Source organism: Flavobacterium aestivum (assembly GCF_026870175.2).
Classification (GTDB): Bacteria; Bacteroidota; Bacteroidia; order Flavobacteriales; family Flavobacteriaceae; genus Flavobacterium; species Flavobacterium aestivum.
The window spans coordinates 2505102-2521027 of the sequence record NZ_CP113977.2; the positions used below are offsets into that span (position 1 = coordinate 2505102).

The 15926-nt window shown below is 32.3% G+C and carries 9 protein-coding genes; 5 read left to right on the forward strand and 4 right to left on the reverse strand.

Features of this window, described 5'->3' with window-relative positions; translation table 11 throughout:
* Positions 1 to 206: 206 nt before the first annotated feature.
* Positions 207 to 3122: a S8 family serine peptidase gene (locus OZP08_RS10905; protein ID WP_281321828.1), complete on the reverse strand. Its 2916-nt coding sequence runs from the start codon at positions 3120 to 3122 to the stop codon at positions 207 to 209.
* 525 nt (positions 3123 to 3647) lie between these two features.
* On the reverse strand, positions 3648 to 4697 hold the full coding sequence (locus tag OZP08_RS10910) for a proline iminopeptidase-family hydrolase (protein ID WP_268846122.1): 1050 nt from the start codon (positions 4695 to 4697) through the stop codon (positions 3648 to 3650).
* 493 nt (positions 4698 to 5190) lie between these two features.
* On the opposite strand from OZP08_RS10910, the gene OZP08_RS10915 reads away from it, so the two are divergent.
* Positions 5191 to 5640, forward strand: a complete 450-nt coding sequence (locus tag OZP08_RS10915; protein ID WP_268846123.1) for a VapA/VapB family virulence-associated protein — start codon at positions 5191 to 5193, stop codon at positions 5638 to 5640.
* A gap of 92 nt (positions 5641 to 5732) precedes the next feature.
* Here OZP08_RS10915 and OZP08_RS10920 read toward each other — a convergent pair whose 3' ends face one another.
* Both OZP08_RS10920 and OZP08_RS10925 read right to left on the reverse strand, forming a co-directional pair.
* Complete coding sequence (locus tag OZP08_RS10920; RefSeq protein ID WP_281321829.1) at positions 5733 to 6764, reverse strand: helix-turn-helix transcriptional regulator; 1032 nt, start codon at positions 6762 to 6764, stop codon at positions 5733 to 5735.
* 124 nt (positions 6765 to 6888) lie between these two features.
* A complete protein-coding gene (locus OZP08_RS10925) occupies positions 6889 to 7503 on the reverse strand; it encodes an HD domain-containing protein (RefSeq protein ID WP_281321830.1) in 615 nt (204 codons plus the stop codon).
* A gap of 123 nt (positions 7504 to 7626) precedes the next feature.
* On the opposite strand from OZP08_RS10925, the gene OZP08_RS10930 reads away from it, so the two are divergent.
* The 4 genes from OZP08_RS10930 (at position 7627) to OZP08_RS10945 (ending at position 15906) form a co-directional block, all read left to right on the forward strand.
* Positions 7627 to 9144, forward strand: a complete 1518-nt coding sequence (locus OZP08_RS10930; RefSeq protein WP_268846125.1) for a TROVE domain-containing protein — start codon at positions 7627 to 7629, stop codon at positions 9142 to 9144.
* Between the two features lie 636 nt (positions 9145 to 9780).
* Entirely contained in the window at positions 9781 to 11202 is a 1422-nt protein-coding gene (locus OZP08_RS10935; protein WP_281321831.1) for an RtcB family protein, read from the forward strand.
* 382 nt (positions 11203 to 11584) lie between these two features.
* The gene (locus OZP08_RS10940; RefSeq protein WP_268846126.1) at positions 11585 to 12385 is read left to right on the forward strand and encodes a TatD family hydrolase; all 801 of its coding nucleotides are present in this window, start codon (positions 11585 to 11587) and stop codon (positions 12383 to 12385) included.
* 203 nt (positions 12386 to 12588) lie between these two features.
* Positions 12589 to 15906: a reverse transcriptase domain-containing protein gene (locus OZP08_RS10945; protein WP_281321832.1), complete on the forward strand. Its 3318-nt coding sequence runs from the start codon at positions 12589 to 12591 to the stop codon at positions 15904 to 15906.
* Positions 15907 to 15926: the final 20 nt, after the last annotated feature.

The following is a 15926-nucleotide window of genomic DNA, read 5'->3' on the forward strand; positions in this document are numbered from 1 at the left end:
TCCAGAAGTAGAAAAGATATTTAGTGAAAAAACAGAGTCATTTCCAGTACTAAATAAAGCGCACCCAAATAATATAGTTGCGACACAAAATCATTGTTTAGTATGTTTGGAGTAGTTGTTCAGGAAATTAGAAAACATAAAAAAAAGAGCCAAAGTTAAAATTCAACTTTGGCTCCCATAAAAAAAACAAATTGATATTAAAAAAACTAATTCTTAATTAATTTTTGGGTAATTAAAGTTCCGTTATTAGAAATAAATTGAACAATATAGATTCCTGGAATTTGGTTTGCTATATTCACATTAAATTCTCGTTTCTTAGAAGTTCTTTCTTCAAAGATTACCTTGTTATTAATGTCCATAACTTTTAGAGTTCCTTGCTCTTCATTGTTTATGTTTATTTTAAATATTCCATTGGTTGGATTAGGATAAACGGTAACGGCTTTAGAGTTTGTAGCTTCACTACGTAATGTTTTGCTTGTCTTACCGTTTGGTTTATCGGATTTTGTAAGAACAAAGCGTTCACCACCTTCTATTTGACCTTTTAGGGCATCTTCCTGAATAAGATCTAGGGTAATTTGCTCTTCAATAGGGAAGTCTTTGGCAACTCTAAAGTCAAATGTTATTCCAAAAGTTTCACCAATATCAATAGGTAAATTGGTAATTGATGCGTCTCTGGATTTTATCAAGATTTTATTTTTATCTATAATCTCAAACTGTTTTAAGGATCCGTTTGCCTGTGCTCTTTCAAATAATTTTTCGTCTAGTGTAGCTTCTATTGTTCCGCCTAAATCAAAGAAATTATTTTTGAATTGTTCATTAAAGCCTTTGTCCAAGAAGCGAATGTTTATGTATTTAGAACTTACACCTCTTATAAATAAGGCAGTAGGAGGAACAAAATCTGTGGTTATTAGATTGTAAACACTCACATTTTTCCAAGCAATGTTATTGTTGTTTTTGGTGTTAATATTTATTCCAACACCATTTAGTTCACTAAACATAGGATCATTTGGTGATTCTATTCTTGCGGCTAAACAAAAATGATGTTGATCATAAGTATAATCTGCCGGATTTGGCGGATACCAAGGAATAACCACTACAGTATTACCACCAGGAGGTATAGATGGAATACTTACTTCTCCAATTTCATCACCATGCATAACACCACTAATGCTATAATTCACAAAATTGGTAGGCCATGTCAATCCCGAAGATGCTTTGGCAAAATACAGTCTCACCTTGGCAGATGAACTGGCATTTGCTCCTCTGTTATACACTCTCATGTATACACCATTTGGAGAGTACAATTTATACTCAGGGTTTTGATGTGTAAGACCTCCATCAATATTTTGTCTTACCCAAATGTCATCGCTTATCCACATAGGACCTGAATCTGGATTTGGCTGTAAACCAGTGTCGAATGGTCTGTCTTTGATGTATAAATCTGTAGAAGGCATTGTTATTCCCGTAACTATCAAGGAATATCTTTGATTAGCATTTGCCAATGTTCCTTTATGGGTAACAGTAACGGTATAAACACCTGAGGCTCCATTGATATTGATTCGCTCGTAAGGATCTTTCGTATTATCACCTAATCCGTTTGTTGTTGCCGAGGTTAGTCTATAAGGGAAATATGTACCTGATCCGTTTGTGACACGTATGTCTAAGTCATTAATTAATTTAGCTGTACCAATATTTGGAGTGCTGCCACCATAGGCTACACCGGCTGGGTCTGTCCAAGATATAGAGGCAATTAACGGATTTATACCATCAGACACTACCGTAAAACTATAGCTGCTTCCGTTGGCTAAAGTATGTTCCTGAACAATGGCATTGGTTCCGCTTTTAGTAATAGTTTCAGCGGCAAATTTTGCGTTAAGTAAACCCCAACCAAAAATGGCATCTGGACCAACTGCTCCTGCATCATCTGCAGTATGCAAAGCCAATCCTTTTAAGGTTGCTGCACGCATAAAATTACCAGTCTTATTTTTGTAATGCTGTTGCAACAAAAGTAATGTACCAGTAACGTTTGGTGATGCCATAGAGGTTCCGGTGGCATTACCATAACTGCTGTTTGTTAATGGAGTTATTGGTGATGTAAGTGTTGCTGTAGAATATACAGATGTTCCATTTCCTGTAATGTCTGGTTTTATTCTTAAATCATCTGTTGGACCTTGGCTACTAGATGTGTTAATCGTTACACTTGTTAATCCTCCAGATGCATTTATAACTGCATCATTGGCATTGGCAATTACTAAATTGTTTTTGCAAGTTGCATATCCAGTGAGCTTATCATAGGCTGGATTTCCTCCTAATGGACTTGTATTTGCAGTGTTGTCATTACCATCATTTCCGGCTGCTTTTACCATTAAGTAATAAGGAGCATTGTACATTAGATTATCCCAATCTCTTGCTACGGTTTCGTAGGCTCCAAATCGCCATGGTGCAATTAGAACAGCTCCTGATGCATTTCTTGTAGCCCACCCATAAGAATGATTAGAAAGCAGCATTCCATTTGTGGCAGCAGTTGTAGCTTCGGATAAGTCATTATTCCATTCGTTTGTTCTTGCATTTGCCTGATAGGCCATCCCTTTTGATGCTGCTACTGTACCCGCTGCTACAATAGTACCAGTAACATGATTGGCATGTTGGCTATTGTTGCTGGTTGTTACAATTGTAGTGACTCCATCTGTAATAGAGACTCTTCCTCCAAACTCATTGTGAGTAGGAAGTGTTGCTCCTCCATCCCAAACATAAGCTGTCATTGTTTGGCCATTAAGGTTTAGTCCTAAACCTCCACCAGTGTTCAAATAGTTAGTTCGGGTAGATTTTGCTGCATTTACATTTTCTGTTGCAAAATAGATTGGACTTTTTCCGTCTTCAGTGACACTCATTAATTCACTTACCGAGCCGTCTTTGTTGGTGAATGATGTTTTCCAACCTTTGGTTTTTGCTAACTTGAAAGCCTTTTGTTTATTTTTTTCGGCTTCTGTTTTATGTTTTTGGCTTAGCGATTCCAGTTCTGATACATTGGTATTAGACCTTATCTTTTCAATATCATTTTGTGTTTGGGAATAAGCCATTCCGCAGACACAAAGGAATATAATTTTGTATAAAGTTTTCATATGGTTTCTTTTTTGAGTTTAATAGGTTTTTTTAGGTTTTGCGATATTACTATTACAATAAGGGGGGCTTCTGTTATTGATTTCCCCTGTGATTTCATAAAATAAGTTTGATGTCATTTCCATGATTTTAATTTTATTTTTTAATACTAAGTGGGATGTTCGTAGATAGACTTATATGTAGTTATTTAATGAGATTGCTTTTTAAAATTGAATTTATTTCTCTTTCTAATTTGATTATATGTCTTTTGAATTTGACAAATCTCGCCAATGTTTATAAAATCAAACAGAGTATAAGTACTTGAATGTTAATAATCTATATTATTTTTAGGTAAAGTGAATGTAGTGAAGTTGTATTGAAATTGAATGAAATGGGATGAGTAGAGAAGAATACTTAATAAAATTGAGGAGCTCACCATTTTAGGAAATAGAAACATTGTCAGTGTGATAAACCAAATGTTTGTTAAATGAAAAAACCACGAATAGACAGCTATTCGTGGTTTTGGGTTTATGGTGTTTTAGATTTGCTTAGCCTTTCTTAAAATTACCACTATCTACATCTCTCAAAAATTGAATTACTCCTTTGAAATAGTTTTTCTGATCGTCATATTGCGAAAGATGGCTTCCGTTGGGACAGAATAAGAAACGACCGTTTTGTACTTCTTTAGACATCCATTTCATGTGTTCGGGATCCATAGTGTCGTATTTGGCACCAATTACTAGAGTAGGAACGGTAATCGTTTTAAGTCTGGCAGTGACATCCCAGTCTTTTAGAGTGGCATTTCCGGTAATTCCAAATTCACTTGGCCCTTGCATGTATACATACACTTTTGGATTGATGTGCTTGAAACATCTATTGATTGATTCCGGCCATTTATCAATGGGCATTCTTAAAATATGTTCTGTATAATAGTATTTAAAAAGTAGCTCAGTGTATTTTGGATTGGTATAATCTTTGTTTTTTTCAAATGCTTTTATTTGATCAAAAACTGCTTTTGGAAGTTTAGGACCAAGAACTTCATCAGCATATTTGTTGTATGCAGGTGCACTTGCCATCATGTTCGAAATAATCAGTCCTTTAAGGTTTTTTTGGTATTTCAAGGCATATTCCATAGCAAGAATTCCGCCCCAGGATTGCCCTAGAATATAAAAATTAGAATTGTCGCAGCCTAATGCTTTTCGGACCTGTTCAACTTCTTCCACAAATCGTTCGTTTGTCCATAAACTATTGTCATCTGGCTGATCACTGTAATAGGAACCCAATTGATCATAGTAGATGTATTCTATACTTTCGTTTGGGAAATAGCCATCAAATGATTCATACAACTCATGGGTGAGACCAGGACCTCCGTGAAGTAATAACACTTTGATAGTTGGATTGTTACCTACAGTTTTGGTCCAAACCTTATAAGTGCCTTTGGGAGTAGTAATGGGAATCATTTTGATACCGCCTGTTAATTGATCGTCTCTTTTTGAGAAATCCAAATAATTAGACTTGACAGTGTCTTCGGTTTTTTCTTTGCATCCTATGAATAAAAATAGACAGGCAAAAAGGATAGCGTTGATTTTTAATTTCATTAGACTAATTTTTATGGTTGTTTATACATTGGTTTAAGTTCTTGAATAAAGTTAACTATAAAGTATTTAACTTTTTGATGTGTGGCATTTATTCATGATTTTTATTTATAAATCGTATTTACCTAACTGATGATTTTTTGTTAAGAAAATTAACTTACGGTATTTTCTTTCAATTTTTAATTATCAGCTTGTTTATTTAGTAAGACAAATCTTCTTTTGTTAAATATTTTGTGTTGAGGCTCAAAAAAATATATGGTAATGTTTTGGAAACCTGTATTTTAAGATTTTTTTTAATAGGATATTAGTACTTATAATTGAAAACGAGTATTAATACTTGTCCTTTTGTTTTCTTAAAATTATAAATTGTTTTTTTATTAAGGTGACTGATATGAGGTAGTTCATGAATAAATCTTAAGTAAAATATAGTTTTTTTTTAGAAAATGGTGGCAACCGAAAAACCAATGATAGAGTAGGTGGGATAAATAATTAATTTATGATAAGAAGTTTACGTATTACTGATGATTTTGTTCAAGAGGAGGAATGTAAGGAAATTATTTCTAGTGATTTTTATTATGATATGAATGGTAAAATGGATCAAGAATTAATTCAGTTGGCTAAAAATATTATAATGGGGAGGACAACGTCATATTCTGCTGAGGTGAGTTTTGATTTTAATTTTGAGATAAATATTGATAACGGAAAATCATTTTACGTTACAGATTTAGGTAATCTTGTTTCAGATGGTGGTATTTTTTCGGGTGATATTTATACTGAGGACATCAATCGTTTATATAATGATACAGTAAGCTTTGAGTTTAAGAATACAGCTATTTATTTATGCCTTGTATTTTTTGATCGTGATTCTAATAATTTAGGGGCTTTTAAATGTGGGGCTTTTTCACCGGTTGACAGTAGTGGAATAGGATTTGGAACGTGGTATTAATTGAATTTTAATGCGTCTTTAAAGCTATTATAATGCTTAATAGTATTTAAAAAACAAATAGTCCCGACACATTAGGTTGGGACTATTTGTTTTTATATTTCAGTATCATTTACTGTATTGTATTTGTCCAAAGCATTTTTAATGATTTTTTGCATTCGGTTTCTAAGATGCTCCGGTTTTAAGACTTCAAGTCCAGCGCCAAAACCCAATAAGAGCCTTTCCATTTCATAGTTAGGAATCAAAAATAAATTAATGATAATACTTCCGTCTTCATTTTCAGTAATCAATCGCTGAGACGAATGCAAAGGTTTTGTGATCACATAAGGAGCATTTATGGCATCAATCCAGAGTTCAATGCGTCTGGGTTTTAAACCTGAATTGACCGTTACACCAATTATATTTTTATAATAGGAATCAGCCTCAAAATTTTCATCTAGATAAGGAAGATTAAAATCATAATCAATGGCAATAATTCTGTCCAATGCCAAATTGGTAATTGGCTGAGATCCTTTTTTCTTCCCGATTAGAAACCAGCGATTATTGAATTCTTTCAATATAAAGGGATGAAAATGGAACTTATTTTCTTCTGTTGATTTAAACGATTTATAAGTAATCACCAGTACCATTTTTTTTATAATCGCCTGATAGACTTCTTCTAAAAAGTGTAAACCCTTAAGTTTTTCGTTCTTATCCAGATAAATAACCGGTTTGGTATGTGATTTCTCGGCATAGATTTTATCCTCCAATCGCTGTAAAATATCTGATACATCATTAAAGAGCGAGAAATCTTTAAATTGTTTCAGCATCGAAACCGTTTCGGTTAAAACATTCATATCGGTTTCCGTTAGCGGAATATCCGTTATCGAAAACTCTTCGTCTTCATATTTATAATATTTTTTATCATACACAACAATTGGCGCATTGTAACCCAGTTTTTCACTCCGCATCAGCTGAATATCCATTTGGATTGTTCGTTTGCTAATTGGGTTCTCACGGCCTTCATATTCAAATAAAGCCTCAGAACAGCTTTCTATTAAATCATCCAAAGACCATTGTCGGTATTTATTCTGCAGGCATTTATCTATGGTTTTGTACCGGATTAGGGCATTTTTATTTTGTGACATTTGGTGTGTTTTTATTTTCCAATTTTTTCCGTAGACGTACTGTGATACGTCTAACGTATTGTGGATATTCGTTGCGTAGAGATGCACTGCAGTGCATCTCTACAGTGCGTCTCTACAGATATTTTTACGTTAACAATGAAATTTCTTTTTCAATATTGGATCTGGCTTTTTCTTCATATAAATCTCTGAACTCTTTGGTTTGAAAAATAAATTCATTTTCCAGAAAATGCTTCAGGGCTTTTGCGCGTCCGGGTTTGTAGAGAAGATTAGGATAAATGCGGTATTCTTTTCTTATCTGCTCAAAATAGATTTTATAATCGTCCCAATCTTTCGCCAGAATTTTCAAATCAAAATCGATTAACCAATTTGTATCTTCAATAGAATTGTGTGCGTGAAGCTGTGTTGCACAGATGGCATCAAAAATCAATTGACTATTGAGGGTGTGTTTTTCTGGTAAAATAGACAAAGCCAATTCAGCACTTTTTAGTTCATTATCTTTTTTTGAAGCTGAATACACAAAATCATGATAAAAAATAGAAAATAATATTTCATTCGGATTTTGTAGCTGATTAGAATAGATTTCAAAACTCTCAATCATTTCTTTTAGATGTGTGAGATTATGATAATGTCTTGATTTCTTGGAATATACCTTTTCTAAATCTGCCCATTTTTGCTGAATATCTTTTGCATTAAAGCCTATATTCAGAAGTAAATTGGTATAAATTGTATTCAAATCCATGTTCTTTTTTGTTCAAATTTAAAATTCTTTTTTTACTACGCAAAATAACTGCGTATTGGTTCCGAAATCTTTGCTCAAGAAATAAAACAATAACCAATTGTCTAATTTTAAAAATCAGAAATTATGAAATTCAATTTTTTGTCAAAACAAAAAACTACTATAGTTAATCACGAAAATGCAAAAGCTTTTCCATTAACAGCAGAATATGAATTGTATGCGGCAGTTGTAACAACAAGTTTGAGCGACTCATTTTATGAAAAAGATACAACACGATTGGAACGAATAAAAAGTTTAATCCAAAAATGTAATCCGGTATTTGTGGCAAAGCTTGCTGTTTATGCTCGTAACGAAATGCATATGCGTTCAGTGCCATTGGTTTTGGTTGTTGAGTTGGCTAAAATATATTCAGGTGATTCATTAATCAGTAAAATGATAACACACGTAATTCAGCGTGCTGATGAAATAACAGAGCTTTTGGCTTACTACCAAATGGCAAATGATCGAAATGGTGTTAAAAAATTAAACCGTTTGTCTAAACAAATACAAAAAGGTCTGGCTGTTTCTTTCAATAAATTTGATGAGTACCAGTTTGCAAAATACAATCGCGACGGTGTGGTTAAATTAAAAGACGCCTTGTTTTTGGTACACCCAAAAGCAAAAGACGAAGCGCAACAAGAATTGTTTAACAAAATAGTAAGCGATACTTTAGAAACACCTTATACTTGGGAAACTGAGTTGTCACAATTAGGTCAGTTCAAATACTCGAATGAAGCCGAAAAGCAAAAGGCATTCACTCAAAAATGGGAGGAATTGATCGATAGCAACAAAATAGGTTATATGGCTTTGATGCGAAATTTGCGAAATATATTAGAAGCCAATGTTTCAGGTTTTCATGTATTAAAAGTATGTGACTATCTTTCGAATGAAAAAGCAGTTTTGAATTCAAAACAATTGCCTTTCCGATTTTTAGCCGCTTACCGTGAATTGAAAGAATTGAAATCGAAGTACACAGCCATGGTTTTAGATGCTTTGGAAGATGCAGTAATGATAAGCGCTAAGAATATAAAAGGTTTTGATATAAATACTGCTGTTGTGGTTGCCTGTGACGTTTCGGGTTCTATGCAGCAGCCAATTTCACCAAAAAGTAAAGTTTTGCTTTATGATATTGGTTTAATGTTGGGTATGTTAATGAAAAGCCGTTGCCAGAATGTGGTAAGTGGTATGTTTGGCGACACTTGGAAAATCATCAATATGTCAAAACGAAACGTATTGTCTAATGTAAACGAATACTACAAACGCGAAGGCGAGGTAGGTTATGCTACCAATGGTTATTTGGTTTTAGAAGATTTGATAAACCGAAAACAGGTTGTAGATAAAGTAATGTTGTTTACTGACGTTCAGATGTGGAACAGCAACCAAACCAATCATACCTTTAGTAATTCTTGGGAAAAATATAAAAAGATGGCTCCAAATGCTAAATTGTATTTGTTTGATTTGGCAGGTTACGGTCAACAGCCAATAAACATTCAGAAAAATGATGTTTATTTAATAGCCGGTTGGTCCGATAAAGTGTTTGATGTATTGCATGCCTTAGTAGATAAAAGCAGTGTTTTGAATTACATTAACCGAATAGAATTGTAAATTTATATCTACTGCGCAAAATAATCGTGCAGTAGTATTTAAATCTTTGTAAAACAAAAGTTCATTGAAATTAAAAATAAGTGCCGTAATTAAGTGTTACTTCGCTTTCGTCGCTCCGGGTCGGGAGTTCGAATCTCTCCATTTTTACGTAATGATAAAAATGTAGCTCAGTGGTTAGAGCAGGATATGTCACTTTTTGACTATTGCCTTATTTTAAAAATAAAAAAAGAATGTCGTAAATAAGAGTTACTTCGTCACCATTTAGGGGAGGAATAGCGAAGTTGTAAAATCAGCAAGGCTATCCAGTTCGACTCTGGCAAGACAAGCCCCGTTTCTCTTATTGCTTTTTACTTCTTTTTAAAACTGAAAAATGTCGTGAGCAAAGAGCTACTTCGTAAGGATTCAAATTACTCTTGCCAATTATCACTTTTTCAAATTTATAAGATGCCGTTTATAAAGTGCTACTTCGTTGGTTGATTTATTAGGTTCGAGTCCTAAATTATCACTTATAAAATATTGCTCTTAAAAAAGAGTGTCGTCAGGAAATGGTTCCTTCGTTCCAAAGAAATTTAAACCATTCCTAAACATTACCTCTTTAATTAAAAATAAAACAAATACTATTTAAAAATAGAAAACATGAATACACAAATCAACGGATTTGAATTATTAGAATTAGGATTTCCAGAAGGAAAAGCAATCGGAATTGCCTTAAAAATAAACAGTAAAAGACACGGATTTAAACGTGACGAAATGATTACCAATTTTAAAAACGTACTGGAAGCTCCAGAAAATTATATAGACGATGCTATTTTCAATAAACTAGCGGTTTTCTTAATCGAAAAAGCGAATGAAAAACCAGAAGATTTTATTGCTTTAAACCAAAGCCCGAATGCTTATTCAGCTTACGGTTTAGAACATATTGAAGACGGTGCCAGAAAGCAAATGGAAGTTGCCATGAAATTGCCTGTTACCGTTGCCGGAGCTTTAATGCCGGATGCACATCAAGGTTATGGATTACCGATTGGTGGAGTTTTAGCCACTAAAAATGCTATTATTCCCTACGGAGTTGGAGTCGATATTGGTTGTAGAATGGCATTGTCGGTTTATGATATTCCGGAAGATTTTTACTTTGAAAATGAAGCCAAATTCAAGAAAGAATTAATCGCGAATTCTATTTTTGGAGCAGGTCACGGTTTTCACGGTCAGTACAAATCAGATCATGCGGTTTTGGAGAATGAGACTTTTAATATGAATCCGTTTGTGAAGAATTTAAAAGATAAAGCCTGGTCGCAATTAGGTTCATCTGGAGGAGGAAACCATTTTGTGGAGTTCGGAATAATGGAATTTGCAAAAGATGATGCTGTTTTGAATATCCCAAAAGGAAAATATGTTGCTTTATTAACGCATTCCGGTTCACGCGGAATGGGGGCAACCATTGCGGGACAGTATACCAAAATTGCCAAAGATGTTTGTAAACTTCCGGATGTGGCTAAGAATTTAGCTTATCTGGATATGAACTCACAATTGGGTCAGGAATATTGGCTGGCGATGAATCTTGCGGGTGATTACGCTTCGGCTTGTCACGAGATTATCCATAAAAAAATGGAAAAAGCTTTGGGAGCTACAATTTTAGCTAGAGTTGAAAACCACCATAATTTTGCTTGGAAAGAAATCTGGAACGGCGAAGAAGTAATCGTGCATAGAAAAGGAGCAACCCCAGCCGGAAAAGGCGTGATGGGAATCATTCCGGGAAGTATGACCGCACCGGGATTCTTGGTGAGAGGAAAAGGTGAGGAGAACGCCATAAATTCGGCATCACATGGAGCAGGAAGACAAATGAGCAGAACTCAGGCTATAAAAAACATTACGCAAACTGAGATGAAAACCATACTGAAAGATCATGGCGTTACGCTGATTGGTGCCGGACTTGACGAAGCGCCAATGGCTTATAAGGATATCAATCTGGTGATGGAAGCACAACAGGATTTGGTAGACGTTGTAGCCAAGTTTACGCCGAAATTAGTGAGAATGGCTGATGATGGGAGTAGAGAAGATTAGATAGAAAAGAGAGATGTGAGAAGTAAGAAGCAAGATGTGAAATGTGAGATGAAAGATGTGAGAAGCAAGACTTTGGAGATTTTGTTTTAGCCGCAAAGATTACAAAGGTTTACGCATAATTCGCAAAGATTTGTTTCACGCAGATTTTACAGATTAAGCAGATTTTTTTAAATGATTTTAATTCTTATAATCTGTGGCTAAAAATAAAAACTTTGCGACTCTGCGAGATTAAAAGTGAAAATTTCACATCTTTCATCTCACATTTCACATTTCACATTTTCACATTTTACATTTTCACATTTTACATCTAACATTTTACATCTAACATTTTACATCTAACATTTTACATCTAACATTTTCACATTTAACAAATTAAAAAACAATGAAAAAATACATAGACATAGGAATTAATTTAACCAATAGACAATTCCAAAACGACATAGACGATGTTGTACAAGACGCTGTAGATGCCGATGTATCGCAAATGATACTAACCGGCACAAGTGTACGAAATAGTGAAGAATCTGCTAAAATTGCGAGGCAATACCCGGGTGTATTGTATGCGACAGCAGGGATTCACCCGCATGATGCGAAGAGCTACGATGCGCAGAGTATTTCGAAATTAAAGAATTTATTACAGCACAAACATGTAGTTGCTGTTGGCGAATGCGGACTCGATTTTGATCGTGATTTTTCGCCTCGAGATAAGCAGGAGGAATGTTATAAAGCCCAGTTAGAATTGGCAATAGAAGTCCAGAAGCCTTTGTTTTTGCACGAAAGAGCCGCTTTCAGCAGATTTATGAGTATTACAAACGACTATCTGCCGAAATTGCCAAAAGCCGTAGTGCATTGTTTTACTGGAACTTTGCAGGAAGCCAAAACCTATCTTGATAACGGATTTTATTTGGGTTTTACAGGAGCGATTTCTGACACGAGACGTTTTAGTTATTTAAAAGAAGTCATCCAGTACGTACCGCTCGAACGAATGATGATTGAAACCGATGCGCCCTTTATGCTTCCTAAAAATGTCCCAAACAATCTTTTGAAAAAATACCACGAACGACGTTGCGAACCTGCTTTTCTGCCGTATGTAGCCGGAACGATTGCACAGTTTAAAGGTATTACTTTAGATAAAGTGGCAGAGGAAACGACCCAAAATGCAAAAAGCTTTTTTGGGATTTAGGTTAAAATTCGATTTATTTTTTGAACCATAAATTGTCAAATTACATATTGACTTTGTGGTTTATTTTTTGTTAATTTGAGAGATGAGGATACTTTGTTACTGGAAACCGTAAAATTTAATTAGCTAAATGTCAATAAATTGGTAAGCTGGAAAAAGATGATGAGGAGTTGGATTTGTTTTTTAAAGGTAAAATTATAAAATGCATGGAATATTCAATAGAACGAGTAACAGAAGCATATAATAAATTAAGAGCTTATATTTATTATGATTCTGGAGAATTATTATTACGAGAAAAGATAGTTGTTTTTGAAACAGGATTATCGAATGCACCTGATAATTTGTTTAAGGTTTATAAGAATAAAGATTATTTCAAATATATTAAAGATGAAGATGGGAATTTTATTCCTAATTATAAGGGAAAAATTACCTTAGAAATGAAACTTCAAGTGATAACTGATAGATTAAATAATTATCATCGTGAACCTGATTTTTTTGATAAGTTCATTAATGAAGTTGATGTGAAAATTTTTCCTAAAGTATTTGTCACAGATAATTTTTCAAATAAAATAGTATCAAATCAAAGGGTTAAGGAAAAATATTCTTTAGAAAAAGCAACTGCTTTTATTGACACTTCAATAGAAATTCATATACTGTCTGTTTTATGGATTCTTAATCAAGGTGTTAAAATTGACTCTGATTTACTACCTGAATGCATTGGTAATAGACTATTGTTAAATAAAAATAAGGACAGTGTTATAAAAGGAAGTTCATTATTTAAACCATATTTTAAGCAATATCAAAAATGGCGTGATGGCGCCGTTGAAATAGCTAAAGACTTATTGTCACAAAATAAAAATGCGCTTTTTCTAAACTTAGATATTAAAGATTATTTTTATTCTGTTAGAGTTGACATTGATAAATTTCCAATAGGAAATAGGAGACTAGGTGTTACAAGTAGACAATATAATTTAAATAAGATATTATTAAAAGTTCATAAAGATTACACATTAATTATAACGGATAAATTTAAACTTCCATATGATTTTATTGATGAGGTAGTAGATGCAAAAGGAAATTTTAATAAAGTTATTTTGCCAATTGGTTTGCTTTCATCATACGTTTTAGCAAATGATTATTTAAAAGAATTTGATAAAGTAATAATCGAAAAATTTAAACCTGCATATTATGGAAGATATGTTGATGATATATTACTTGTTTTGTCCGAACCAAATCCTTTAAGCTTTAGCCAGAAAAATTTCTTTTCAGATTTTAATTTTTCATTTAGTGATTACAAAAAGAAAATCAATGAAAATAAAAATAAATTTTATGATGTAAATTTTGATGAATCAAAACTATCACAAATTGAATTATATATCTTAAATAACTTTAATAAAATTGTAAGCCTCGTTGATAATCCTTTTTACGACAAAAAAAATAACGAGGAATGTATTTGTGATGATACAATTGAAAGAATATTTAAAGTGAATGGTTATCCATCATTATTTTTTCAAAGTAGTAAAACTCTATTACATTATTTTGATAAAGATGAATCAAGTATAGTTATAGATAAGCTTAAAAAGGAACTGAAAGAAAAATCAAGTGAGTTTAGAGATATGCCAAATGAACAAGATGATTCTAATAATTTTGAAGAAAGTGCCTATTATCTACAATATGATGGTACAGACGGGAAAATAAAAACTTTAAAAGATTATAAAGAAGATAGATTTGGATTGTCGGTTTATTTATCTCATAAAATAAATTTTGCTTTACGAAATCAAAAAATGATTTCTGAAGAAGAACAAGATAAAATAATAAAATTTTTTAGAGGAGAAAACTGTTTAGCATTATATAAATTGTGGGAAAAAATATTGACACTTTTATTAATTAATAATCAGCCTAAATATTATATGAACTTTCTATTTCATTGTATAGAGCAAATAGATAAGATAGAATCAAATCGTAAATATTCAGATATCATTGTTTCAAATTTAAAAGAAACAATGATTAATTATCTTTTTTGTGCTCATGAAGTTTCCCTATCTCTTAATTTGAATTTTTTAAATAGTAATATTGGAATTTCTAGAGAGTATGTGTTTAAATCGAATCACTTTAAAAATAATATTCACACAATGTTTTTCTCTAATTTGGATTTTATTAAGCCAAATTCATTAATAGCAAAGAGATATAGAAAAGCAAATATGATTAGACATCATTATGTTGTAATTCCACTGTTAAATTATACAATACAAAGCAAGAAAAGCCATATTAATTTAGTTGATAAAAAACTTCATATTGAATCTTATAAAATAGATAAAAAATTGTTGAAAAATTCTCCAAGACCAATTAGGTTTTGGGAATGTTGCATTGCTTCTTCATTTCAGCAATTTTATAAATTTAGCCAAATAAAAAATTTATGTGCTAACAATGAAGGATATATAGAAACAGAGATATTATTTGACATAGAGAAAATAGAGGAAGAATTTGTTTTTAATGATGAAACTCTTGAAAACGAATTAGGTTATACAAAAATCAAACAAAATTATTTAGATATTGCTTTTGAGTTTTATATAGAAGGAAATCAAAATCACTCAAATGATTATGACGATTATGAAGAATTGAAAAAGAAGTTTTATAATTTTTTTGATAATAAATTTGAAGTAGATAAAGAAAATACAATAAGAAAACCGAAAATATCCTTTGCAAATACTGAAATATTAGAAGAAAATATTTTGAAAAGTATTTTGAGGAGTCCTAATTTAACTTCTGAAAGATATAATAAATTAGCTTTAATATTAAAAAAAGCTAGGGAAGAGAATACTGATATTTTATTGTTTCCGGAATGTTTTGTTCCATTTAATTTATTATCAACTTTAGCTAGATATTCGTCAGATAATCAATCGTTGCTGGTTTCTGGTTTAGAACATCTCACAATAAATAAAACATCATTTAATTTTGTTGTTTCCATAATTCCAGTTGAAGTAAATGGAATAAAAGATGCAATTGTAGTGTTGAGATTAAAGAAAAATTATTCACCAGGAGAAGAATTTTTGATTAATAAAAATCATTTGCTTGTACCAAAAAGCAAACAAGAAATTCAAATTACTAATTGGAGAAATATATATTTTTCAGTTTGTTATTGTTTTGAAATGGCCAATATTACCCATAGAGAGCAATTGAAAAGTAAAATTGATCTATTGATAGCAATTGAATGGAACAAGGATGTTCCTTATTTTTCAAATATCGTTGAATCATCGTCTAGAGATTTACATTGTTATGTTGCTCAAGTTAATACAAGTAATTTCGGTGATACAAGACTTACTCAGCCTAAAGAAACTGCTATTAAAGATATATTGAGATTAAAAGGAGGTATAAATGATGTAATTTTAGTAGGTGAAATTGATATTAAAAAGCTAAGAGATTTTCAAAGAATAAAATCCTCAATAAACGAAAGTAAAGAGTTTAAGCCATTACCACCAGATTTTCTTTTAGAGCAGGTTATGAAAAGAATAAATAATCGGTAGTTAAAAATAAAATACCTATT

Coding starts and splice junctions, on each gene's coding strand:
- OZP08_RS10905 (WP_281321828.1), bottom strand. CDS start 3,122: ATGAAAACTTTATACAAAATTATATTCCTTTGTGTCTGCGGAATGGCT.
- OZP08_RS10910 (WP_268846122.1), bottom strand. CDS start 4,697: ATGAAATTAAAAATCAACGCTATCCTTTTTGCCTGTCTATTTTTATTC.
- OZP08_RS10915 (WP_268846123.1), top strand. CDS start 5,191: ATGATAAGAAGTTTACGTATTACTGATGATTTTGTTCAAGAGGAGGAA.
- OZP08_RS10920 (WP_281321829.1), bottom strand. CDS start 6,764: ATGTCACAAAATAAAAATGCCCTAATCCGGTACAAAACCATAGATAAA.
- OZP08_RS10925 (WP_281321830.1), bottom strand. CDS start 7,503: ATGGATTTGAATACAATTTATACCAATTTACTTCTGAATATAGGCTTT.
- OZP08_RS10930 (WP_268846125.1), top strand. CDS start 7,627: ATGAAATTCAATTTTTTGTCAAAACAAAAAACTACTATAGTTAATCAC.
- OZP08_RS10935 (WP_281321831.1), top strand. CDS start 9,781: ATGAATACACAAATCAACGGATTTGAATTATTAGAATTAGGATTTCCA.
- OZP08_RS10940 (WP_268846126.1), top strand. CDS start 11,585: ATGAAAAAATACATAGACATAGGAATTAATTTAACCAATAGACAATTC.
- OZP08_RS10945 (WP_281321832.1), top strand. CDS start 12,589: ATGGAATATTCAATAGAACGAGTAACAGAAGCATATAATAAATTAAGA.